Annotated in this window: 24 protein-coding genes and 1 riboswitch; of the genes, 11 read left to right on the forward strand and 13 right to left on the reverse strand. The window is 55.0% G+C overall.

The window, feature by feature from the left end; genetic code table 11:
* Positions 1-35 precede the first annotated feature (35 nt).
* Together pgeF and NFU03_RS05435 are read left to right on the forward strand one after the other, a co-directional pair.
* Positions 36-794, forward strand: coding sequence for a peptidoglycan editing factor PgeF (pgeF, locus tag NFU03_RS05430; RefSeq protein ID WP_251636772.1), 759 nt, complete (start codon positions 36-38; stop codon positions 792-794).
* A gap of 113 nt (positions 795-907) precedes the next feature.
* Entirely contained in the window at positions 908-1,174 is a 267-nt protein-coding gene (locus tag NFU03_RS05435) for a hypothetical protein (protein WP_251636774.1), read from the forward strand.
* Between the two features lie 158 nt (positions 1,175-1,332).
* Here the strand turns inward: NFU03_RS05435 and dacB are convergent, their stop codons facing one another.
* Together dacB and NFU03_RS05445 are read right to left on the reverse strand one after the other, a co-directional pair.
* Positions 1,333-2,856, reverse strand: coding sequence for a D-alanyl-D-alanine carboxypeptidase/D-alanyl-D-alanine endopeptidase (dacB, locus tag NFU03_RS05440; RefSeq protein ID WP_251636776.1), 1,524 nt, complete (start codon positions 2,854-2,856; stop codon positions 1,333-1,335).
* A 309-nt stretch (positions 2,857-3,165) separates the two neighbouring features.
* The gene (locus NFU03_RS05445; protein WP_251636777.1) at positions 3,166-4,218 is read right to left on the reverse strand and encodes an LLM class flavin-dependent oxidoreductase; all 1,053 of its coding nucleotides are present in this window, start codon (positions 4,216-4,218) and stop codon (positions 3,166-3,168) included.
* 208 nt (positions 4,219-4,426) lie between these two features.
* Between NFU03_RS05445 and NFU03_RS05450 the strand changes: the two genes are divergently transcribed.
* The 3 genes from NFU03_RS05450 to NFU03_RS05460 all read left to right on the forward strand — a co-directional run bounded on the left by NFU03_RS05450 (position 4,427) and on the right by NFU03_RS05460 (position 6,632).
* Positions 4,427-5,350: an ABC transporter ATP-binding protein gene (locus NFU03_RS05450; RefSeq protein WP_251636778.1), complete on the forward strand. Its 924-nt coding sequence runs from the start codon at positions 4,427-4,429 to the stop codon at positions 5,348-5,350.
* A complete protein-coding gene (locus tag NFU03_RS05455; protein ID WP_251636780.1) occupies positions 5,319-6,266 on the forward strand; it encodes an ABC transporter permease in 948 nt (315 codons plus the stop codon). Before NFU03_RS05450 ends, NFU03_RS05455 begins: the two co-directional genes overlap by 32 nt.
* Before the next feature lie 201 nt (positions 6,267-6,467).
* Positions 6,468-6,632 (forward strand): hypothetical protein, encoded by a 165-nt coding sequence (locus NFU03_RS05460; protein ID WP_251636781.1) that lies wholly within the window; start codon positions 6,468-6,470, stop codon positions 6,630-6,632.
* A 114-nt stretch (positions 6,633-6,746) separates the two neighbouring features.
* Here the strand turns inward: NFU03_RS05460 and NFU03_RS05465 are convergent, their stop codons facing one another.
* From NFU03_RS05465 to NFU03_RS05495, 7 genes are all read right to left on the reverse strand, one after another.
* Complete coding sequence (locus NFU03_RS05465) at positions 6,747-7,985, reverse strand: multidrug effflux MFS transporter (protein ID WP_251636782.1); 1,239 nt, start codon at positions 7,983-7,985, stop codon at positions 6,747-6,749.
* Between the two features lie 172 nt (positions 7,986-8,157).
* Entirely contained in the window at positions 8,158-8,880 is a 723-nt protein-coding gene (locus NFU03_RS05470; protein ID WP_251636783.1) for a hypothetical protein, read from the reverse strand.
* A gap of 226 nt (positions 8,881-9,106) precedes the next feature.
* Complete coding sequence (locus tag NFU03_RS05475; protein ID WP_251636785.1) at positions 9,107-10,549, reverse strand: protein adenylyltransferase SelO; 1,443 nt, start codon at positions 10,547-10,549, stop codon at positions 9,107-9,109.
* A 68-nt stretch (positions 10,550-10,617) separates the two neighbouring features.
* Positions 10,618-11,352 carry a hypothetical protein gene (locus NFU03_RS05480; RefSeq protein WP_251636786.1) on the reverse strand — a complete coding sequence of 245 codons (735 nt, stop codon included), beginning with the start codon at positions 11,350-11,352 and terminating at the stop codon, positions 10,618-10,620.
* Between the two features lie 107 nt (positions 11,353-11,459).
* Positions 11,460-13,133 carry a ribosomal protection-like ABC-F family protein gene (abc-f, locus tag NFU03_RS05485; protein WP_251636787.1) on the reverse strand — a complete coding sequence of 558 codons (1,674 nt, stop codon included), beginning with the start codon at positions 13,131-13,133 and terminating at the stop codon, positions 11,460-11,462.
* Positions 13,134-13,525: 392 nt separating this feature from the next.
* Positions 13,526-13,873: a rhodanese-like domain-containing protein gene (locus NFU03_RS05490; protein WP_251636788.1), complete on the reverse strand. Its 348-nt coding sequence runs from the start codon at positions 13,871-13,873 to the stop codon at positions 13,526-13,528.
* Between the two features lie 107 nt (positions 13,874-13,980).
* Complete coding sequence (locus NFU03_RS05495; protein ID WP_251636789.1) at positions 13,981-14,136, reverse strand: hypothetical protein; 156 nt, start codon at positions 14,134-14,136, stop codon at positions 13,981-13,983.
* A gap of 282 nt (positions 14,137-14,418) precedes the next feature.
* Here NFU03_RS05495 and ytvA point away from each other — a divergent pair, with 282 nt between their 5' ends.
* From ytvA to NFU03_RS05525, 6 genes are all read left to right on the forward strand, one after another.
* Positions 14,419-15,198, forward strand: a complete 780-nt coding sequence (gene ytvA / locus NFU03_RS05500; RefSeq protein ID WP_251636790.1) for a YtvA family blue-light photoreceptor — start codon at positions 14,419-14,421, stop codon at positions 15,196-15,198.
* Between the two features lie 70 nt (positions 15,199-15,268).
* Positions 15,269-15,414, forward strand: a riboswitch (FMN riboswitch).
* A 120-nt stretch (positions 15,415-15,534) separates the two neighbouring features.
* Positions 15,535-16,650 carry a bifunctional diaminohydroxyphosphoribosylaminopyrimidine deaminase/5-amino-6-(5-phosphoribosylamino)uracil reductase RibD gene (gene ribD / locus NFU03_RS05505; protein WP_251636791.1) on the forward strand — a complete coding sequence of 372 codons (1,116 nt, stop codon included), beginning with the start codon at positions 15,535-15,537 and terminating at the stop codon, positions 16,648-16,650.
* Complete coding sequence (gene ribE, locus NFU03_RS05510) at positions 16,631-17,278, forward strand: riboflavin synthase (RefSeq protein WP_251636792.1); 648 nt, start codon at positions 16,631-16,633, stop codon at positions 17,276-17,278. Before ribD ends, ribE begins: the two co-directional genes overlap by 20 nt.
* A 17-nt stretch (positions 17,279-17,295) precedes the next feature.
* Entirely contained in the window at positions 17,296-18,489 is a 1,194-nt protein-coding gene (locus NFU03_RS05515; RefSeq protein WP_251636793.1) for a bifunctional 3,4-dihydroxy-2-butanone-4-phosphate synthase/GTP cyclohydrolase II, read from the forward strand.
* A 12-nt stretch (positions 18,490-18,501) separates the two neighbouring features.
* Positions 18,502-18,969 (forward strand): 6,7-dimethyl-8-ribityllumazine synthase, encoded by a 468-nt coding sequence (ribH, locus tag NFU03_RS05520; protein ID WP_251636795.1) that lies wholly within the window; start codon positions 18,502-18,504, stop codon positions 18,967-18,969.
* Positions 18,970-19,089: 120 nt separating this feature from the next.
* Positions 19,090-19,488 (forward strand): GNAT family N-acetyltransferase, encoded by a 399-nt coding sequence (locus NFU03_RS05525; RefSeq protein ID WP_251636797.1) that lies wholly within the window; start codon positions 19,090-19,092, stop codon positions 19,486-19,488.
* 40 nt (positions 19,489-19,528) lie between these two features.
* Here the strand turns inward: NFU03_RS05525 and NFU03_RS05530 are convergent, their stop codons facing one another.
* From NFU03_RS05530 to NFU03_RS05545, 4 genes are all read right to left on the reverse strand, one after another.
* Complete coding sequence (locus tag NFU03_RS05530; RefSeq protein WP_251636799.1) at positions 19,529-20,035, reverse strand: QueT transporter family protein; 507 nt, start codon at positions 20,033-20,035, stop codon at positions 19,529-19,531.
* 153 nt (positions 20,036-20,188) lie between these two features.
* Complete coding sequence (locus tag NFU03_RS05535) at positions 20,189-20,944, reverse strand: 3-oxoacyl-ACP reductase (protein ID WP_251636801.1); 756 nt, start codon at positions 20,942-20,944, stop codon at positions 20,189-20,191.
* A 56-nt stretch (positions 20,945-21,000) separates the two neighbouring features.
* Complete coding sequence (locus NFU03_RS05540; RefSeq protein ID WP_251636803.1) at positions 21,001-21,222, reverse strand: DUF2829 domain-containing protein; 222 nt, start codon at positions 21,220-21,222, stop codon at positions 21,001-21,003.
* A gap of 32 nt (positions 21,223-21,254) precedes the next feature.
* The gene (locus tag NFU03_RS05545; RefSeq protein ID WP_251636805.1) at positions 21,255-21,617 is read right to left on the reverse strand and encodes a winged helix-turn-helix transcriptional regulator; all 363 of its coding nucleotides are present in this window, start codon (positions 21,615-21,617) and stop codon (positions 21,255-21,257) included.
* Between the last annotated feature and the right edge of the window lie 73 nt (positions 21,618-21,690).

The following is a 21,690-nucleotide window of genomic DNA, read 5'->3' on the forward strand; positions in this document are numbered from 1 at the left end:
GGTGGATTTCAGTATAGTGAAGATAGGTGATGATGATGAAAACGAAAACAATCGAAACGGATAGGAACTGGTCCGGCGGCATTACGCTGCGGGACAGCACGTTCCCTGAAGAGAACAATATGGCGCTCCACGCCTGCATTTCGCCGTCCGACGTGCTCACAAATCGTGCGGACCTTCTCAACTCGCTCGGCCGCCGCGCGCAAGATATGGTCTGTGCAAACCAGACGCACAGTGCGAACTTCTACAAAGTGACCGCAGCGGACCGCGGACGGGGGGCACTTTCGCAAGCCGATGCCATCCCCGACACGGACGCCCTGTACACAACTGAACCGGACATTGTCCTCGCTGGCTTCATGGCGGACTGTGTTCCGGTCATCCTTGTCAATGAAGAAGCCGGCATCGCAGCGGTCGTCCACTCCGGCTGGCAGGGGACAGTGAAGGAGATCACTCCGAAACTTCTCTGCCACCTGATCGGGAACGAACAGTGCCGGCCCGAAGCGTTCCATGTATACATCGGCCCAGCGCTCAGCCAGGGGAAGTTCGAAGTGGACCGCGACGTACGAGACCGCTTTCAGGCCCTCGGCTACGCGGAGGACTTCATCGAATACAACGAAGCGACCGGCAAGTACCATATCGACAACAAGCTGACGGTGAAGACCCAATGCGAACGTGCCGGCATCCCGTCCGGCTGTATTACGGTCGATCCGATGTGCACGTATTTGAGCGAAGACGGGTTCTCTTACCGCCAGGATAAGCAGGCCGGGCGCCATTTGGCGTATGTCATGCTGAAATAAAACCTTTTGCTTCTAGGAAGCAAACGTACGGGAACAAACGTTCCTTTTCGTTGGACATTCACGATCCGGCGTTATATACTGTGGGTACTAAGCGGTCGAAGGGAGCTGGCATGATGGAGGAGAAAATTCTGCAATTGCTTGTGGATCTTACGGCGGATGTACGGGACGTAAAGAATGACGTTGGTGGTTTGAAGAGTGACGTAGGCGCGTTAAAGGGTGACGTTGCTGATTTGAAAACAGGATTAACTGATCTGCGTGTTGAAATGAACGAACGGTTCCATGAAGTTGATCAGCGTTTCAATAAGGTCGATCAGCGCTTTAACGAAGCCGACATGCGATTCGATAAAGTAGATCGCTCCCTGACAGGCATTGGTGGTTAATTTGAGGTTCAGACGGAACAGCGGCTGAATGACAAGAAGGAGATCGAACAGGAATTCAGGGCTATTAAAGTAAGGCTCTTCGACTTGGAGACGAAAGTGAATCGGACCCATTGAAAAAGGCAGACAGCCGCGTATAGCGGATTGTCTGCCTTTCGTATTTACAAATCGGATTCTGCGATGGCGCTCACAATTGCATCCTCAATCGGCGTAACCGGACCGGTGATGTAGTTATTGATCATGATCGAGAAGACGACCGGTGTCCCCTTTTTCGTCTCTGCATAGCCGGACAGTGTGGAGACCCCTGTGATGGAGCCTGTCTTCGCTGCCACTTTCCCTTTGGTCATATCACCAGCCAGACGGTTCCGCAGCGTGCCGCCGACCATTCGATCGCTCTCGCCGGCAAGCGGGAGGGATTCACGGAAAGCCGGATACCACGGCTCCTTCTGGGCACGGATGAGAAGGCCGGTCAATGTGTCGGACGAGACGAGGTTCTTATGCGACATGCCGGAGCCATCCCGCAGAACGACTGTATTCTTCGGGATTCCGAGACGTTCCAGCGTATCGGCCATGACCGCAAGGCCCGCCGACCAGCTGCCGTCCCCTTTCACCGCCCGGCCCATTTCCTTCACGAGCATTTCGGCGTGTCCGTTGTTGCTCAGCTTCATGAAAGGAATGTAGATTTCGTTCAGCGGCATGGATTCCTTTACCGCAAGCACCTGCGCATCAGCCGGTGCTGTTCCGCGCTGCAGCCCTTTTTTTCCGAGCACTTGGATGCCTTCCGCTGTCAGTGCGTTCCGGAAGACGTCCAATGTCATTTCGGAAGGCTGCCAGACAGCCGTCCACGATCGCGAGCTGGACGCGCCGACGGGGATCGTCCCTTCCACGATGATCCGGTTCGTACCGTGTTCCCGATGGATGGAGATCGACTTCTTGCCGTCCGCCGCGACGGTTTTCGCTTCGTTGACGATGACGGACGTTCCGGTGGCCGGGGTCAGCGTGACCGCAGGCGCCGCCCCTGATTTCGCTCCCGGTTTCACTTCCACGATGACCGTCCCTGTGTCATAGTCCTCGTTCGGAGACAGGTTGAGCGCCGACACTTGGGCGCCGACGTAGTTGAATTCGTCGGACCAGTTCAGATCCTGCGAATACCGGTCATCGTCGAACCACGTGTCATCTGCATACAAATCGCCCTGGATTTTACGGATCCCCTGCTGCTTCAGCTCTTTGGCGAAGCCGATGAGGTCCCGCTCCAGCAAGGTCGGATCCCCTTTCCCTTTCAAGTAGACGTCCCCTTTCAGGACAGGGCCTTTCTGCTGGCCGGCCGTCACGACTTCCGTTGAGAACCGATGATCCGGTCCGAGGACGTCGAGCGCCGCTGCTCCTGTCAGCAGTTTCATGTTGGACGCCGGCCGCAGACGGATGTCCGCCATGTGCGAATAGAGCACATCTCCTGTATCCGCTTTCTTGACGCTTACTCCGGTGATGCCTCCCTTGAGTTTCGGATCGGCCAGCAGCACGTCCAGTTTTTTCGACAGCGCCACGTTCGGCTTGGCCGACGGCGTCACGAACGCAGCTGATGCAGTCAGTACGGGAATCGTCTGCTCATACGCAATCGGCAGGACCGCAATCCCGACTATCGCAGCTGCGAGAAATGCCTGTTTCACGAATCGTTTGGAACCCATTACAGCAGCACACCCTTTCAACTTTTCTCCAGTATAGCAAGTTTACGCCGGGGAACGAAGAAATAATGCCGAATAATCAGAATTAAAGAGTTAGACGGACAGCGAGTGGTGGGTCGCTTGTCCTATTAGTGTGATGGTTAGACGTTTCGCTATGTGAATTGAGCGGTCAGCCGCGGAAATTGATCGCTTGGCGGTACGAATTGAGCGGTCAGCCGCGGGAATTGATCGCTTAGCGGTACGAATCGAGCGGTCAGCCACGGGAATTGATCGCTTAGCGGCCGGAATTGAGCGGTTAGCCGCAAACTGCCTTCATATCCCCTTTCCGGGTGGGGACAGAACAGCCTCGCGCACCCGCGGAGCCACTTCCGCACCTAGCAGGCGGATGGCGCTCATCACGTCGTCGTGCGGCATGGAGCCGACCGGCACGTGCAGGAAAAAGCGGCTGATGCCGAGATCCCGCTGCAGCTTGATGATCTTCTTTGCCACGTATGGCGCGTCTCCGACGAACAGGGCGCCTTCCATGCTCCGGGCTTCGTCGAACGCTTCCCGGGTGTACGGTCCCCAGCCCCGCTCCCTGCCGAGGACATTCATCGCATACTCGGTGGACGGGAAGAACGCATCTGCGGCAGCCCGTGTCGTTTCCCCGACGAAGCCGTGGGAGTGGACAGCGATCGGCAGCTGGCGGCTGTCATGCCCGGCCGCTTCCGCCGACCGTCTGTACAGCTGCACGAGCGGTGCGAACCGGGACGGCTGTCCGCCGATGATGGCAAGGACGAGCGGCAGTCCGAGCTGGCCGGCACGCATGACGGACTCCGGATTCCCACCGCTGCCGATCCAGACGGGCAGCGGATCCTGCACAGGCCGCGGGTACACACCGCGCCGGTCGATCGCCGGGCGGTGCCTGCCTGTCCATGATACTTTCTCCTCATCCCGTATCTTCAGGAGCAGCTCCAGTTTCTCTTCGAACAGTTCATCGTAATCGGCCAGGTCCTGTCCGAACAGCGGAAACGACTCGATGAACGAGCCCCGTCCCGCCATGATCTCCGCCCGGCCGTTCGAAATGCCGTCGAGTGTCGCGAATTCCTGGAAGACGCGGACAGGATCTGCGGATGACAAGACCGACACAGCGCTCGTCAGCCGGATCGAAAACGTCTGCGGCGCCGCTGCTGCGAGCAGGACCGCCGGAGAGGATGATGCATAATCCGCCCGGTGATGCTCCCCGACACCGAATACGTCGAGTCCGACCCGGTCCGCCAGCACGATCTCCTCCACCACTTCCCGAAGCCGTTCCGCATGGCTCTTCGTTACACCGGTATGCGGGTCCGGTGTTGTCTCGACGAACGTACTTATTCCAATCTCCATTGTTACTTCCTCCTCGTGCACGTTTGATTTCCTCCATTGTACGCCCTGTCCCTGCAAAACGGGAGATGAAACACTTTTTCAGGCAGACGTGATGCAACTGTTCATCAGCTCCGAAGAACATTCCTGTAAAAAAAGGGAACGTTCCTGCCCCTCGTCCGTATAGTCAGGGAGGAAGGCTATTGACATTACCTGAGGAGGGGACGTACATATGGAACGGACTCCGATTGTGGAGCTGAAGAATCTATCGAAAACCATTCATGGAAAAAAGATCATCGACGACGTCAGTCTGCTGCTGTATCCCGGACAGATCACCGGGTTCCTCGGTCCGAACGGGGCCGGCAAGACGACGACGATCCGGATGATGGTCGGACTGATGAAGAAAAGCGGCGGCGATGTCGTTATCGACGGCCAGACACTCTCCGCCGACTTCGAAGAGGCGATGTCGAAAGTCGGCGTCATCGTGGAGAACCCCGAGATGTATAAATTCATGACGGGGTATAAGAACTTACTGCACTTCGCGCGGATGCACAAAGGCGTGACAAAAGAGCGGATCGATGAAGTGGTCCGGCAGGTCGGCATGCAGAACCGGATCCACGAAAAGGTCGGGACGTATTCGCTCGGCATGCGGCAGCGGCTCGGTTTGGCGCAGGCCCTGCTGCACCGGCCGAAATTCCTGATCCTCGATGAACCGACGAACGGGCTCGATCCGGCCGGCATTCGGGAATTCCGGCAGTACTTGCGAATGATCGCGGAAACGGAGGGCGTCTCGGTCTTCGTATCGAGCCACATGCTGTCCGAAATCGAGCTGATGTGCGACCGGATCGCCGTCATCCAGAACGGGAAGCTGGTCGATATCCGGGATGTGCGGGAAACCCGGGAATCGCATTACTACATCGAAGCCGCTCCCGCTGAGAAGGCGGCCGTCCTTCTGCGGACAGCGGGCTTCGAAACCGAGCCGCTGGAGTCTGGCGTCGTGATCCAGGCGGAAAAAGCCCAGATCCCGGCAGTCGTCCAGGAGCTTTCGGCGGAAGGGCTCGATATATTCGCCATCCAGCCCCACCGTCGGACACTGGAAGACGAATTCCTCGAACTGACAGGAGGTGGCCAGCTTGCTGAAACTGCTGCAAAATGAATGGATGAAACTGTGGTCGAAAAAAGGAACGTGGATCATGGCCGGTCTGATGGTCATCCTCATCCTGGGCCTGGCCGGGATCATGAAGTGGTCGGAAAGCCTGGCAGGGGATGAGCCGGACAACTGGAAAGCAGCCGTGCAGGGGGAGCTGGAAGGCGATAAGGCCTCACTGGAATCCGGACTCTTGAAAGGCGAATCGAAACGCCTGGCGGAGGAGCGCGTTATGGTGAACGACTACCGTCTGGCGAATGACACCGCTCCCCTGCAGGATATCAGCCGGGAGATGATGATTTACGATCCATCCGTCGGCAGCATCGCCCTGCTGCTCACCGTAATCGTCGCGGCAGGAATCGTCGCTTCAGAATTTTCACAAGGGACAATCAAAATGCTGCTGACGCGGCCGGTGAAGCGCTGGAAGATCATGACGTCGAAGTATATCGCCGTGCTGCTGTTCGGCATTCTGCTCATGCTCATCGGGTTCGCCGTCACCATACTGAGTGCGTATGTTCTATTCTCGCCGGGCGGCGGCCAGGCACTCGCCGTTTCAGGCGGCAAGGTCGTTGAAGTTTCCGTCTGGAGCCACGGCCTCTACATGCTGCTACTGTCCTTCGCCAATGTGATCATCACGGCGACCTTCGCGTTCATGATTGGAAGCGTGTTCCGTTCAAACGGGATGGCGATCGGGCTGTCGCTGTTCATCTACTTCACCGGCAGTATTGTCGTGGCGCTGCTCAGCCGGTTCGAGATTGTAAAATACTTGCTGTTCACCCACATGGACCTGACTATGTATGAGACGGATTTCAGGCTGAACGACGACATAACGCTGCCGTTCTCGCTCGCAGTCCTCGCTGTCTACCTGGTTATTTTCCTGATTGTCAGCTATTCGGTCTTCACGAAACGGGATATTACCGCATGATGCAGCCGCCTGCTCAGATTGGATCTTATTCCAGTCGAGCAGGCGGTTTTCAGTTGCGAAAATGCAGTTGAAGGAGAGAGGCATAATTACAATTACGTTACACGTTTGTAACAATCGTCACAAAAAATCTTGACAGGCTGAGCATATATTGTTTATAGGCTAGGCACCGCGGGTAAAATGGCATAAGAGGAGGGACAGACTATGCAGAACGAGTGCGAAAACTATGTGATGGTTCGTGAGTTACATCACCTCAACCGAGAATATCAACTTGCGCCCACCCAACTGAAGCCGGAAATCCTCACTGACATTAACCTGATCCAAAATGCCCTCAGCCTTTTGAGAAACGATGTGTACCCCACCCTGTAATGTATCCAGTCCTTTAGACACTAGCGAATGAACTCCATACACGAACTCCTATATCAGAGACAGCAAAAAACCAGCCTCAGCAGGAAGACCTGCATGGATGCTGGTTTTTCAAGTTCAATTCTTTGCTGCTGCCTGCTGCTGTCCCGCCATGCCAGTCAAACTTCGCATCAGCGCCAGACAGATGACGAGGGCCAGCACACTGCACACCAAGATTGTGATGCCGAGCGGCCAGGCCGTCTGGTCGCCGGCGATACCGACGAGCGGTGACACAATCGCACCGCAGACAAACGGCAGCAGTCCGAGGAAGGCCGACGCACTTCCCGCTGACTGTTCCTGCTGCTGCATCGCAAGCGAAAATGCAGCTGGCGATACGAGACCGACGCTTGAGACGATGATGAAAAACGCGAAGGCGATGAGGGACAATGGGCTTTGCTGCCAAACACCAAACAGTAACAGCAATCCCCCGATTGTCGAAGTGATAACACCCATCAGCAGAAATCGGCTCTCTGAAATTTTATGGGACAGCCGCCCGGTGAGCTGGGCAGCTGCAATAATGCCGAGACCGTTCAGGGCGAAAAACAAGGAAAACTGCTGCGGCGACACACCGTACATCGTTTGCAGGACAAAGGGGGAACCTGCTATATAGGCGAACATGGAAGCGGAGATGAACGCCTGCGTGAAAGCGATCCCCATGAATCGGCGGTCTTTGAGCAGACGTGAAAATGTTTTGAAGACGGACAGAAGCCCTTTTTCCGCACGGTTTTCCGCCGGCAGTGTATCAGGGAGAAAACCCGCTGTCCCGGCAAACATCAGCAGTCCGATACCGGCCAGCACGAAAAACACCACCGGCCATGATGCGTAGTTCAAAATCATCCCGCCTGCAATCGGCGCGAGAATAGGTGCCGCCCCATTGACAATCGACAGCAGGGCCATGAACTTCGTCAGCTCGTGGCCCGCATACAGATCCCGTGCGCATGCCCGTGCAATGACAATACCGGCTGCCCCGGTCAGCCCCTGGACGAACCGCAGGAGGATGAACAGCCAGATTGTCTCGGAAATCGCACATAGGATGGAAGCGATCGCATAGACCGCAAGCGTGAATACGAGCGGTTTCCGTCTCCCGTATATATCACTGAGCGGTCCGAACAGCAGCTGTCCCGCACCGAGCCCGACCAGGCACGCCGTCAGACTGAGCTGTACGAGCGAAGTGGAAGCAACCAGATCCGCGGCGACTGCCGGCAGCCCGGGTAAATACATATCCATCGACAGCGGCCCGAACGCCGTCAGTGAACCGAGCAGGACGACGAGCCAGAATGTCGGCAGCGCTTTTTTACCCGCTACATCATTTGCCATATTTCCAAACCCTCTCTTGTAAACTCATAAAAGGGAGTATACCATACCGGACGATGACGATGTAAGCCATACAGACCGCTGTGCTCGAGCGGTCCTCTGACGGTGCCGCGGACACCGGGCAAAAAGAGGACCCTCCAACATACCCGTTGGAGACAGCCCCCACATGCTGATCTTATAGTTCGCCGGCTTCGAAGTTATCCGGCGTGATCTCAGGGTCTTCCGCGTTGCCGATGACAAACTGCACAAAACCGGATCCATCCTCCGTCATCAAGTGATAACGCTCGGTTGTTGTGAAATGATACTCGTTGTCTTCGTCCGCGGGTCCATTGAGTTTCAGTTCGTCCATCCAGCTGTCCACTTCTTCAGGAGAAGCAGACGGCTCCACTGCGCGGATCAAGACGCGGATGAGCGGAATGGCCGCATCCCGGTCGCTGTAAGTGGAAAACATGACAGCTCTGGCTGCATCATCCCCTTTTTTCGCGAGCAGCTGCATCCGTCGGTCCTCATCGAATTGCACGTCGACAATCTGGTGGTCTCCTCCTGAACCGGACGACTTCCACTCGACCGGATCCATCCGTTCTTCAATGCCTTCCTCTTCTGCAAAATGGTTGAAGTTTGTCTGGAACTCTTCTGCCGTAAGCCCCAACTGCATTTCGGACATTGCGGAATCAGGCTCGACGGTACCTGCAGGTGCATCGCCTTCCGTCGCCCCCTCTTCTGCTTTTTCTTCACTATCAGCTGTTCCTTCGGCAGATTCCGTGTCATCCGCTTCGTCTTTTGCTGTTTCAGAAACCGTATCGTTTTTATCGTTCTCCTTCTCCGCCTCCCCGTTGCCGCAGGCAGCCAACAGGGCCATGAGACATGCACCCAATAAAAGTGCGATCCATTTCTTCATATATATCCAGCTCCAATCTCCGTTTTTACAACCTCCTTACTATAGCGCCTGCTTCATTTAGAATCAATTTAATATACTGATAATTTATCGAAATGATCGGAAGCTACTAGATTCACTCGGTATGCCCTCAACTAATTTACTAACTGGTTGTAAGAGGAGGTTGAAAAATACGCATAGACAAAAGGAGAGGGACTGTTCGTTCTCCTCTCCTTCTGTCCTCCCGTCTTCAAGTGCCGCAGTATGTCCGATACGGAACTTCCGGATCAGCAGGCGCCGTGTAGGCCCGATGCTTATCGGAATAGGAATAAGGGGCAGCCAGCACTTCGTTCAGCAGACGCACTAGCTCCATGTCCCCTTCTTCAGCAGCAGCAATCGCTTCTTCGACGCGGTGGTTGCGTGGGATGACGGACGGATTGCTCCGCTGCATCACGAGACGCGACGCTTCGTCTGTCGCGGATTGTTGGGACCGGCGCGTTTCCCATCTCCGGCGCCACTTTTGGAACGTCTCATTCTGGAACCATTCAGGCACACCGGTCCGGTCGTCTGTCAGCGAGCGGAACGTGTTGGTGAAGTCGGCTTTCGCCTCTTTCATCAGCAGCAAAAGCTCTTTCACAAGCGATTCGTCGTCGGATTGTTCGTCCAGCAGGCCCAGTTTGGCCCGCATGCCGGACAGCCATTCGTGTTCGAACAAGCCGCCGAACCGGGCCAGCTGGTCTTCCGCGATCCGGATCGCCGTCTCTTTATCTTCAGCCAGCAGCGGCAGCAGCGTTTCAGCAAAGCGTGCCAGGTTCCATGAAGCGATCCCCGGCTGGTTGCCGAATTTGTAGCGTCCGTTTACATCGATCGAACTGAACACTGTCGCCGGATCATACGTGTCCAAGAACGCACACGGCCCGTAGTCGATCGTCTCCCCACTGATCGTCATGTTGTCCGTATTCATCACCCCGTGGACGAACCCGACCAGCTGCCACTTGGCGATCAATGCGGCCTGCCGCTCAATGACGCGCTGCAGCAGCTGCTCATACGGATTGTCGACTTCGGCCGCTTGCGGATAGTGCCGCTCGATGGCATAGTCTGCCAGCGCTTTCAGATTCTCCTCTTTTTGCAGGGCGGCAGCATATTGGAAAGTGCCGACCCGTACGTAACTGCCGGTCGTCCGGACGAGGACGGCGCCAGGCAGGACGGTTTCACGGATGACGTCATGCCCGGTCAAAGTGACCGACAGACTGCGGGAAGTCGGGATACCGAGCGCGTGCATCGCTTCGCTGATGATGTACTCGCGGAGCATCGGACCGAGTGCCGCCCGGCCGTCCCCTCCGCGGGAGAACGCAGTCCGCCCCGAGCCTTTCAGGCCGATATCCACCCGCATGCCGGAGGGCGTCATCTGTTCCCCCAGCAGAAGCGCCCGGCCATCGCCGAGCATCGTGAAATGGCCAAACTGGTGCCCCGCATAGGCTTGGGCGATCGGTGAGGCACCTTCCGGCAGTTCAGTGCCCGACAGGATTTCTGCCGTCAGCGCACCCGGATCCAGTCCGAGTTCTCCGGCAAGCCGTTCATTCAATACAACGATTTCCGGCGAAACCGCCTGTTCCGGAGGCTGCTCCGCGAAAAAAATGTCCGGCAGCCGGCAGTACGTGTTTTCAAAGTTCCATCCTGCTTGGGTTCCCATCCAACCACTCCTTTTCGTTTCATCGTACAGTCAGCCACGGAAAATTACACGATTGGTGCTCACTCCCGTCAGAACAGCAGGAGAAGCACCGAATACCCGATCAGTCCGGCAAAGAACGCCGGAAAACTGCTTTCCCGCTCTTCCGGCAGCTCTTCTTTCATGACGTTCAGCACGACCCCGCCGGCCAGGAACGCCGACAGCACGGAGATTAGGACATCATTCACTTCAAACAGGACACCGGCAAGCCAGCCGACCAGGATTGAGGCCGCCAGCAGCCAGCGGCCATACCGGTCATAATCCTCCTTATGCGTCACCCGGAGCCCCTTGTCGTTCGTGATGAAGTGCACACCCATCGCGACAAAGTAGAAAATCATGCCCCAGTGGGTGTGGTATTCCCCTTTCGGCAGCAAGTAGCCGATGATGGCATTGTAGACGGCGAACGAGCCGATATGGAGCCAGAAGACGCCCGCCGACGCTTTTGCTTCACGCCCCTCTTTTTCATTGCGCTTTTTCGAAGAAATCGCCAATTGCTCGAGCCCATAGAAGATCGCCAGACCGAGCATCGCGATAATATAGATGTGATGTTCGAGGAAATGCAGGCTCTCTCCCAGCTTGCCCTGCAGCTGCTCCTGATACTCACTCAGTTCCGGCAGCAGATGGAGGAATACATAAGCGGCCGCAATCCCACCCGCCACTGACAAAAACCGGCTGCGCGGCGTCTCTTTCAAGAACTTCATCTTTTTTGAAAGCAGATGGATGGTGATGAATCCTACCGTGAACACAAAACTGAGCCATACTTCCATACAGGAACGACCGCCTCTCCCTTGGATCTCTACTGACCTATACCCTGCCTTTCCTACATTCAAAAACAAGCAAGGAATCTCATATTCCCTGCTTGCCTGTTACATAATTATCCCTTCAATTCCCGCAGCTGCCGGTTCAGGTCGTTGAACTGCCGGTCGAGTGCTGCGTAATCCGGGCTGCCTGCGGACAGCAGGCTCAGTTTCCCGAGTACGGCCTGAAGTTCGGTCTCCAGGCGCAGCCGGTTCTGTTCGCCATTTTGCACGGGCGTCTCCGCTATCCGGTCCTCCCATTCGGCCAGGCTGTACGGCACTTTCCGGATGGACCGGTTCCCGAACAGCAGCAGACCGTCCGCCATCTGCTCGGTGAAGTACCTATCATGGGAAGCGAACAGCAGCGTGCCGGGATAGGTCGCAAGCGTCCGCTCCAGTTCCTCACGGGACGGCAGATCGAGATGATTGGTCGGTTCGTCCAGCAGGAGGACATCTGTCTTCCTGCGGATGAAGTCTAACAGTTTGACTTTCAGCCGCTCACCTTGACTGAGCGCACCGAGCTTTAGCTGCCAGTGGCCGGCGGTGAACCCCAGATTCGTCAGCCGCCTGCGGATCGCTCCCTGTTCCTCGAAAGACGGTGTCTCGAAATATTCGGCCATCGTCAGCTCATCCGGCAAGTCGAATGCGGTCTGCCGCAAATAGCCGATCGTCATTCCTTCCGACAGCCAGACGTCACCCTCATACGCCGTTTCTCCGAGGAGCATCCTGAACAGTGTCGTCTTGCCGCAGCCGTTCGGCCCGAGCAGTGCCAGCCGTTCACCTGTCTGGACGGTGAAGGAGGCATTCCGGAACAGGACCCTGCTGCCATAGGACTTTCCGGCTTTCGTCAGTTCGAGCACCCTCTTCCCTTTTCCCCGTCCCCCTTCCACGTCAAAGGATACGGCCATCTCCTGTTCAGGTGCGTCTATCCTGTCCTGTTCCAGTTCCGCTGCCAGCCGCCGTTTTTTGGAACGGATCTGGACATCCTTCTTCTTAACCTTCTTCCGATAGTATTCCTTTGCGCCCATCGTTCTGCCGCCTTTTTTGCGGGAAGTCGCATGCCCCGTGGCAGACCATGCATCCAGCCGCTCAATCTGACTCTCCACTTCCTCGATGTGGCGCTGCTGTTCTTCGTAATGCTTCTGCTGGACATACCGTTGGTGTTCCTTCTGTTTGCGGTATTCCGTGTAATTCCCTTCGTAGACGGTCAGCTTCCCGTGATCCAGTTCAAATATGCAGTTCGCCAGCTGATCGATGAAATACCGATCGTGGGAAACAAAAATGATCGTCCCTTCGTATGCTTGCAACGTGTCAACAAGCTGCTCTGTACTGCCGGTATCCAAGTGGTTGGTCGGTTCGTCCAGCAGAAGAAGTTCCGCTTCCTCCGCCAAGACGGCGGCAAGACGCAGTTTCACTCGCTCCCCGCCGCTTGCATGGGCATAGGCAGCTCCCGGAGGTACGTGCCAGCGGCTGTACTGATGGAAACGCTCCGTCTGTGTCCAGTCGGCAGCGCCTTCCGTTTCCGCCTCCTGCCGATAATAAGCGACGGACGGCGGACGGCCGATCCAGTCGAAACTCCCTGAAGATGGCTTCCGATCTCCCGCCATCATTGACAGAAAAGTTGTTTTGCCTGCCCCGTTCGGACCGACGACTGCGATTCGTGCATTCAGCTTCACTTCTGCCGACAGCCCTTTGAATATAGTGACATCCCCGTATTCCGCTGATACGTTATTTACAATTCCGCGGTTCATAGCCATTCCTCCATTCGTGGAGGGAACACAAAAAAGATCCCCCCGTTTTTCGGAAGGATCGGTTCTGCCGGCATTTCTAAAAAGCCGCAGCATATACGGAAGCCGGTGGAAGACCGGCAACGCAAAAGAGCTGGGACGGCAGTTAAAAATGGACAGACCAATCCTGTTTTTCAAACAAACAAATCATTTGTTTTACAAAGTCAGGAGTCAGTTGTCCATCCGCCACCCTCAGCCCTTTCTGTCAGTTAGTCTTACCAGTATAACAAACTCTGAATCATTTGTAATGCCAGTTTTTATTTCCCGACAGAAACTGATCATTTCCTGGGAAATATCCGCTACTCCGACAACTTATTTCCCGGGAAATCGACAAGAATACCGAATGCTGAAGCATATCACCAAGCGCTCATTCCGCCTTTTACATTGACGACACGGGTGAACCCTTTCTTCCTCAGAAGGCTGGCTGCCCGCGCGCTTCTCATTCCGCTTTGGCAGATGACATAGGTCTCTTTTGCAGGATCCAATGTTTCCATCTTCTTCGGCAGATCATTCAGCGGAATGTTTTTGAATTCCTTCACATGTCCGCCTTTGTATTCAGCAGGTGTGCGTACATCCACGAACTGCTTATTCTTATCTTTCAACAACGGTTTCACTTCCGCAGATGACACGGTCCGCACGCCTTTTGCAGGCTTAGTGCGCCAGACGATCAATGCAATCAGCACTAAGAAAATAATCCAGCCCATCCTCTATTCCTCCATTCATTTCTAGGAATAACCATACACCACGGGGTATAAATAAGTCGATATATCCGCTCATAAAAGGACCTGACTGACCAGGTCCTTTTCTTCTGCTATCGTTTGTCGGATAATGCCAGGAAAAAGGTTGCGACCGGTCCAAGCAATAATGAGAGCAGGAACCAGTTAAATCCTGATCGGTTCTTCCCTTGAGCCAGCACGGCGTTGATCAGCGCGAGGGTTCCCCAGCCGACGAAATATCCTTCATTCATTGTAATTGCCTCCTCTTTCTTATACGGCGAACATCTTCCTTGTTTACGTTTCTTTCACTCAAAAGTTTCGGTTTTCAATCCTGGAGTGAAACAGTCTGATAAATTGTACAGTTTTTTCCTCGCTATGATAGTATAGCAACAGAAGGGGGTCCATTGCCCTCAGACCTGGATTTCCTCCTAATTATCGATTCGGTTAATTACCGGGAAGTTGCCGGAGCCTGTTTGAAGAAAACAGGCTCCGGTTTCATGGCCCATAGAAGACAACTTTACAGAGGACAGGAAGTGAACGAGCTGAACACATTGCCACAATCCATGCAGCGTAAATTACTGGAAGCAATGCTCGACGGGAGTCGTGTTGCCGCTCTAGTTACGGATCCGGCTCAACCCGACAATCCGATCATCTATGCCAACCGGACATTCGAGAAGATGACCGGCTATTCACTCGAGGAGACCCTCGGACGCAATTGCCGTTTCCTCCAAGGAGAGGGAACCGATCCGAAGACGGTAGCAAAATTACGTGAAGCCATCCACTCGGAACAGCCTATCACCATCACGTTAAAAAATTATAAAAAAGACGGAACGATGTTCTGGAACCGTTTGACGGTCGAACCGTTTGAAGTGGAGAACAGGTCGTTTTTCATCGGAACACAGACCAATGTTTCCGTGGAATTCCAGCAGCGCAGAGAACTTGAGGATAAGGAATTGGAAATCGAACAGCTCATGCTGCCGATCATGAGGATCGATGATGGGTTGGCAGCCGTCTCATTGATCGGTGAGATGAGTCCACAGCGTTTTTCAGTCCTTACACAAAAACTGAGTGAATATGTACAGAGCAGCGGAGTGGATACGGTGATCATCGATATTACCGGTCTCTTTTGGGACCACGAGTCCCCTATCAGCAGCCTGCTCGCCGTACAGGACGTCTTGCGGCTGATGGGTACTCAATTATTCGTGACTGGAATTTCACCGAAAGTAGCCCGATCATTGACCGGATTGCAGAACGGTATGAGCGGATTGCGGACGTTCTCCAGCATTCAACAGGCAATCCAGATGACACGCTGAGTCACTTGGTATTACTTTTTGCCAATTGCCAATCCTTTAGTAGCTGTGCTAGACTGTGAGGCAATCGAATAGTTTCCTTCGGGGCAGGGTGAAATTCCCTACCGGCGGTGATGAGCGGTACGCTCTCAGTCCGTGACCCGACTGCAGTTGCTGCAGACGGTGGATTTGGTGAAACTCCAAAGCCGACAGTGAAAGTCTGGATGGGAGAAGGAACTTCGCGTTTTTCAAATTTTTGTTTGAATGACGCTTATTTTGTCATGCTTGTCCGCCCCGCATTTTCATTGCGGGGCTTTTTGTGTTCCATGAGGAATTGAATTAGCAGGAGTGGTATATCTATTGGAGATTGAACAGTACATGCAGCTCGCTTTTTCACTGGCGCAAGCTGCAGTTGGGCAAACGTCACCCAATCCTCCGGTCGGCGCGGTCATCGTGAAAAATGGCCGAATCCTTGGAATGGGCGCCCATTTACGTGCGGGTGATCGGCATGCGGAACGGATTGCTTTGGACATGGCGGGAGCGGAAGCATACGGCGGAGACCTGTATGTCACACTCGAGCCGTGCTCGCATACCGGCAAGACGCCACCGTGTACCGAGGCGATCCTGGATGCTGGCGTGAAGCGCGTTTATATCGCAATTCAGGATCCGAATCCTCTCGTTGCCGGAACCGGGATCCGGCTGTTGGAAAATGCCGGACTCGGCGTCTTCACAGGTGCTTGCAAACGACTAGCCTTGGAGCTTTATCAACCAATTTTTCATTTTCTCAGAACGAACCAACCTCATGTGACACTCAAGACAGCCATGACAATGGACGGCAAGATCGCTGCAGCGTCCGGCCACAGCAAATGGGTAACAAGTCCGGAATCCCGGCTTGACGTCCAGCGTCTTCGTCATGCCCACGATGCAATTTTGTGCGGCAGCGGAACGATCCTTCACGATGACCCCCTTCTTACCGCCAGACTGCCCCAAGGCGGACTTCATCCTATTCGAGTGATTTTAGATACACAGCTGAATACCCCTGTTGGAAGCCAGATAATTCGGAATGAGGAGGCCCCTGTCTGGATTTTTTGCGGACAGCCGGCTTCTGCTGAACGGGAAGCACAGCTCTCAGCTGCACCTCATACAGAAATCATCAGGCTGCCTGACAATACGATCACCATACCTGCCGTCTTGCAGGCATTAGGCGCACGTGGTGTTGTCACCTTGCTCGTCGAAGGCGGCGCCGCAGTCAATGCCTCCTTCCTGCGTGCCGGCGCCGTGGATCGGATGATCACTTATATCGCTCCGAAACTGCTAGGCGGAGTTGGTTCACTCTCACCGATTGGCGGAACCGACCCTCTGCTAATGAGTGACGCGGAAGACTTTGCGTTCATAAAGACCGAGCAGATCGGCCCAGATGTGAAACTGACAGCCGTACGGAAAGGAACTGACGGACATGTTTACAGGAATCATTGAGGAAATCGGCACTGTCCAGCACGTCCGTACTTCCGGGCAATCGATGGAACTGATCATCACGGCCCAGCAAGTGCTGACCGATGTCCGGCTCGGCGACAGTATCGCCGTCAATGGCACGTGCCTGACTGTGACTGCTTTCACTGGAAGCACGTTCACGACCGACGTCATGCCGGAAACGTTCCGTGCCACTTCCCTGCACAATGCGCGCACCGGCACGCGGGTCAATCTGGAGAGGGCGATGCCGGCGGATGGCCGTTTTGGCGGCCATTTCGTGACGGGCCATGTGGATGGGACGGCGATCGTTGCGGAAAGCCGGCACATTGAGAACTCCCTCGTCATGCAGCTGACACTTCCGCCCGGCAACACTTCCTACGTCCTTCCGAAAGGATCGATCGCCCTGGACGGCACGTCACTGACAATTTTCAAAGTAGCAGGAGATATGATTTCCATTTCCCTCATCCCGCACACCCAAAAGTCGACCGTCCTGGCTGAACGGAAACCGGGAGACCGGGTCAATGTGGAGTTTGACCTGCTCGCGAAGTATACGGAAAAAATGCTGCTGTCTGCTGCATCGCCTGAAAAGAAACCGATAACCGCTTCGTTGCTGGAAGAGAACGGATTTTTGTGAGGAAAGGGTGAATCTGTATGTTCGATACGATAGAAGAAGCGATTGAAGAGTTACGACAAGGCAGAGCCATCATCGTTGTGGACGATGAAAACCGGGAGAACGAAGGGGACTTCGTCTGTCTCGCGGAGCATGCCACGCCTGAGATGATCAACTTCATGGCGGCAAAAGGGCGCGGTCTCATCTGTACGCCGATCACGGAGGAAAAAGCGGATCAGCTCGGCCTTCCGCTGATGACGGAACAGAACACGGACGCCCACGGGACGGCGTTTACAGTCAGTATCGACCACGCCGGCGCCGATACAGGCATCAGTGCGTTCGAGCGGTCCGAGACGATACTGGAGATGCTTACACCCGGTGCGGCTGCGGCTGATTTCAGACGGCCGGGACATGTCTTCCCGCTGATCGCGAAGACGGAAGGTGTCCTTGCAAGGACCGGACATACGGAAGCATCTGTCGATCTGGCACGGCTCGCCGGCAGTGCGCCGGCAGCCGTCATCTGCGAAATCATGAACGAAGACGGTTCGATGGCCCGTGTGCCGGAACTCCGTCAGCTTGCCGATCGGGAAGGCTTGAAACTCATTACCATCGAAGACTTGGTCTGCTATCGTCTTCGCCAGGAACCACAAATCCGGCGGGAAGCCGATATTATGCTCCCCTCTTCCTATGGCTCCTTCAAAATGGTCGGCTATACGGAGACGAAGACAGGAAAAGAGCACGTCGCCCTTGTCAAGGGGGATCTTTCGACCGGGAAAACGGTCCTCGTCCGTATCCACTCGGAATGCCTGACGGGCGACATCTTCGGCTCGAGCCGCTGCGACTGCGGCCCCCAGCTGCAGGCCGCGCTCGCTCAAATTGAAGCGGAAGGCCTGGGCGTGCTCGTGTACATGCGCCAGGAAGGCCGCGGTATCGGGCTTATCAACAAATTGAAGGCGTATGAGCTGCAAGAGCAAGGACTGGACACCGTCGAGGCCAATGCAGCGCTCGGCTTCGCGGATGATCTGCGTGATTACGGCGTCAGCGCCCGCATTTTGCAGGACCTCGGAGTGACGGCAGTGCAGCTGCTGACGAACAATCCGCGGAAACTGGAAGGATTGGCCGATTACGGCATCACGATCACCGAACGGGTGCCGATCGAACTGCCGGCACTGCCGGAGAATAAGAAGTACTTGGATACAAAAGTGGAGAAACTCGGTCACCTGCTGACCGTCTAGGAGGAATTTGGAATGGGACATGTATATGAAGGACATTTAGTTGGAACGGGGCTGAAAATCGGCATCGTCGTCGGCCGGTTCAACGAATTCATCACCAGTAAGTTATTATCGGCGGCACAAGACGGCTGCATTCGCCACGGTGTCTCTGCTGACGACATCGACATTGCCTGGGTGCCGGGCGCGTTTGAAATTCCGATGATCGCTAAACGGATGGCGGATTCAAAGAAGTATGATGCGGTCATTACACTCGGCACCGTCATCCGCGGGGCGACACCGCACTTTGATTACGTATGCAATGAGACGGCGAAAGGTGTTGCGGCTGCCGGTCTCGAGGCAGGAGTACCTGTCATCTTCGGCGTACTGACGACCGATTCCATAGAGCAGTCGATCGAACGGGCTGGCACGAAAGCCGGTAATAAAGGATGGGACGCTGCGGTGTCGGCGATTGAGATGGCAAATCTTACAAAGCAATTCGCTTAAGTTTTCGACACAGTTCCCGTAGAATGGAAACGAAGCCTGAAAATAATAGGCAAAAAAGCGAATGTGCTCCGCTCTCCAGGACCAGATGAGTGCAAGCACCTTAAGAGGAGGCCTGTCAGAATGGCGATCACATACACCTTTGACATGGACAAGCTGACGAAAGAGAATATCCAGGAGCTGTTCCTATCGGTCGAATGGGAATCGGCATCCCACCCGAACGACCTGTATCACGCCATCATGCATTCCCATTCCGTGGTAACCGCATGGGATGGAGACAAACTCATCGGGTTGGCAAACGCGTTGTCCGATGAAGCGATGGCCGTCTATTTCCATTACGTCCTGACGGATCCTGCGTACCAGGGTCAGGGGATCGGCAAGCAGATCATGAACCGGATGCTCGAAAAATATGAGCACATGCACACCAAAGTGCTCGTTTCCTATCCGAAAGCGGTCGGGTTCTACGAGACACTTGGGTTTGAACCGGAAGAGACCAGCACGCCGATGTATGTCTTTACCTGAATGAAAAACGCACACCTTTTCGCATAAGGTGTGCGTTTTTTCATTTTGTGAAATCTATTTTTTTCGAAAGCGCCAGCATGATCATGCCGCCGACAGTCATCGACAGCAACTCGCCTGCTGCGACCGTGAACCACGTGAACCAGAAGGGGGCGCCGTACAGTACTGTCAGCTGCCCCGCTACGGTGAACATGGACACCGCGAAGATGAGCGCCGTCCAGACAAACTTCATCTTGTCCGACTTCAGTTTCTTCGTCGCCACACGGCTGATCAGCAGAACGAGGAACGTGGCTATCCCGCCGATGGGTACGTCGAGGAACCAGGTCGGCGAAAAGAAGTTGGCCAGCACGACACCGCCAGTCACAGCGATAATATACCGCTTATGGAACAGCGCAAGATAGTTGAACATCTCCGACAGCCGCAGCTGGACCGCGCCGAAACTGATGACAGCAAGTGTCAGTGTGACCGCCACGTACAGTCCCGCTACGACGGCCATCTTCGCAAGCTCACCGACCGCAATCCGCGGACGCTCTCTTGTGAGTATCGTCATATCGAGTCCTCCTTTGTAAAACAGCACAGGGCTGTTTTAGTGATAACTGCGGCCAAAGGAAGAAAGAGCCGATCGCTCCGTCAAAAAGTGCCGCAGTGCAGGCAAAAAAACCTGCCTGCCCAGTATAACAGATTCCCGTTCATCGCAGCTGACTTATTTCGCGATCCAGCCGCCGTCGATCGGGATGACCGCGCCATGGATGTAATCGGCAGCTCTGCCTGCCAGGTAGAGTGTCAGCTTCGCGACTTCATCCGGCTGTGCCCAGCGCCCTGCCGGCGTCTCTTCTGCCACTTGGGCCGCCATCTCACCGGCTCCTGCGAAATCTGCCGCATTCATCGGCGTTTCGATCGCTCCGGGCGCGATTGCATTGGCCCGGATCCCTTCGCGGCAATAATCGAGGTCGACTTGCTTCGTATAGCCGATCACTGCGTGTTTCGATGCGGTATAGGCAGCTCCTCCCCCTCCGCCGACCAGGCCGGCGATGGACGCCATGTTGACGAGAACGCCTGCGCCCTGCCGGAGCATATGGGGCAGCACGGCATTCGTCGTCAAGTACATCCCTTTGACATTTGTATCCATGATGCGGTCCCACAGCGCTTCATCCGTCTCGAGCGTTTTGGCGAAGCCATCCAGGATGCCCGCCGTATTGCACAGGATGTCGATCCTGCCGAATGTCGCGATCGCCAGTTCCACCGCCTGCTTCACATCATCCGGGCTGCCGACGCTTCCCAATCGGAAGACCATTCGCTCTGGGCAGTCTTCTTGGAGCCGGCGGAGTCCTTCTTCGTTCAGATCGAATCCGAACACAGAAGCACCGTGTTCCAAAAAGGCTGCTGCCTGCGCATAGCCGATGCCGGAAGCTGCCCCGGTGATGAACACCGTCTTTCCTACAAATTCGCCGTCAGTCATCGTTCATTTCCTCCATTCAAAAAGCCCATGATCGCTCATGGGCTTTCCCTCATTCATTACTGTACGATTATCCAGTCTTCTGCAAGCAGGTCACAGACGGTCGGCGTGAACATCGTATAGCCCTCTCCTGTCACGTTAATGACGAAATAAGGGTTCATTCTCTCACCGTCGAGTTGCTCAGCGTCGACGAGCTTGACGTACAGCTCTGCGCCGCCCCATCCTTGGCGAATCACTTTTTCGCCTGCTTTCAGCCGGGGCAAAACTTCTTCGAATGTCATATGGATCCATCCTTCTTTTATTGGAATGTAGTTTACGTTCTGTCTTTCGTGCAGCTGCCGTTCTGTTTAACCCATGTCAGAATCGACCGGATCACCGGTTCGAAGGCATATCCTTTGTCTGTCAGCTCATACTCGACTTTCCGGCCTGCCGGGACTGCCCGCTTCACGGCGAACCCGTGTGCTTCCAGCTCTTTCAGCCGTTCCGTCAGCAACCGGTCGGAAATCCCATCGATTTCAGCGGCCAGCTCGTGGTAGCGTTTCGGTCCGTCCAGCAGATGATAGATGATGATGCCCATCCACCGTTTGCCGATGAATTCGATCGTTGCGTGGAAACTATCGCATGCGCCACTGCCTGCCTGTCCGGCTGATTGAATGAGTTCTTCAGTTTTTTTCATCCGTCTTCCCCCATTCACCGTATAGCTTCACTTTACCATAGCCGGAGTTGACAAACAAGCTTACTAATAGTAA

Origin of the sequence: Sporosarcina sp. NCCP-2716 (assembly GCF_023707985.1) — a bacterium.
In the GTDB taxonomy this organism is placed as follows: Bacteria; Bacillota; Bacilli; order Bacillales_A; family Planococcaceae; genus Sporosarcina.

Coding starts and splice junctions, on each gene's coding strand:
- pgeF (WP_251636772.1), top strand. CDS start 36: ATGAAAACGAAAACAATCGAAACGGATAGGAACTGGTCCGGCGGCATT.
- NFU03_RS05435 (WP_251636774.1), top strand. CDS start 908: ATGGAGGAGAAAATTCTGCAATTGCTTGTGGATCTTACGGCGGATGTA.
- dacB (WP_251636776.1), bottom strand. CDS start 2,856: ATGGGTTCCAAACGATTCGTGAAACAGGCATTTCTCGCAGCTGCGATA.
- NFU03_RS05445 (WP_251636777.1), bottom strand. CDS start 4,218: ATGGAGATTGGAATAAGTACGTTCGTCGAGACAACACCGGACCCGCAT.
- NFU03_RS05450 (WP_251636778.1), top strand. CDS start 4,427: ATGGAACGGACTCCGATTGTGGAGCTGAAGAATCTATCGAAAACCATT.
- NFU03_RS05460 (WP_251636781.1), top strand. CDS start 6,468: ATGCAGAACGAGTGCGAAAACTATGTGATGGTTCGTGAGTTACATCAC.
- NFU03_RS05465 (WP_251636782.1), bottom strand. CDS start 7,985: ATGGCAAATGATGTAGCGGGTAAAAAAGCGCTGCCGACATTCTGGCTC.
- NFU03_RS05470 (WP_251636783.1), bottom strand. CDS start 8,880: ATGAAGAAATGGATCGCACTTTTATTGGGTGCATGTCTCATGGCCCTG.
- NFU03_RS05475 (WP_251636785.1), bottom strand. CDS start 10,549: ATGGGAACCCAAGCAGGATGGAACTTTGAAAACACGTACTGCCGGCTG.
- NFU03_RS05480 (WP_251636786.1), bottom strand. CDS start 11,352: ATGGAAGTATGGCTCAGTTTTGTGTTCACGGTAGGATTCATCACCATC.
- abc-f (WP_251636787.1), bottom strand. CDS start 13,133: ATGAACCGCGGAATTGTAAATAACGTATCAGCGGAATACGGGGATGTC.
- NFU03_RS05490 (WP_251636788.1), bottom strand. CDS start 13,873: ATGGGCTGGATTATTTTCTTAGTGCTGATTGCATTGATCGTCTGGCGC.
- NFU03_RS05495 (WP_251636789.1), bottom strand. CDS start 14,136: ATGAATGAAGGATATTTCGTCGGCTGGGGAACCCTCGCGCTGATCAAC.
- ribE (WP_251636792.1), top strand. CDS start 16,631: ATGTTTACAGGAATCATTGAGGAAATCGGCACTGTCCAGCACGTCCGT.
- NFU03_RS05515 (WP_251636793.1), top strand. CDS start 17,296: ATGTTCGATACGATAGAAGAAGCGATTGAAGAGTTACGACAAGGCAGA.
- ribH (WP_251636795.1), top strand. CDS start 18,502: ATGGGACATGTATATGAAGGACATTTAGTTGGAACGGGGCTGAAAATC.
- NFU03_RS05525 (WP_251636797.1), top strand. CDS start 19,090: ATGGCGATCACATACACCTTTGACATGGACAAGCTGACGAAAGAGAAT.
- NFU03_RS05530 (WP_251636799.1), bottom strand. CDS start 20,035: ATGACGATACTCACAAGAGAGCGTCCGCGGATTGCGGTCGGTGAGCTT.
- NFU03_RS05535 (WP_251636801.1), bottom strand. CDS start 20,944: ATGACTGACGGCGAATTTGTAGGAAAGACGGTGTTCATCACCGGGGCA.
- NFU03_RS05540 (WP_251636803.1), bottom strand. CDS start 21,222: ATGACATTCGAAGAAGTTTTGCCCCGGCTGAAAGCAGGCGAAAAAGTG.
- NFU03_RS05545 (WP_251636805.1), bottom strand. CDS start 21,617: ATGAAAAAAACTGAAGAACTCATTCAATCAGCCGGACAGGCAGGCAGT.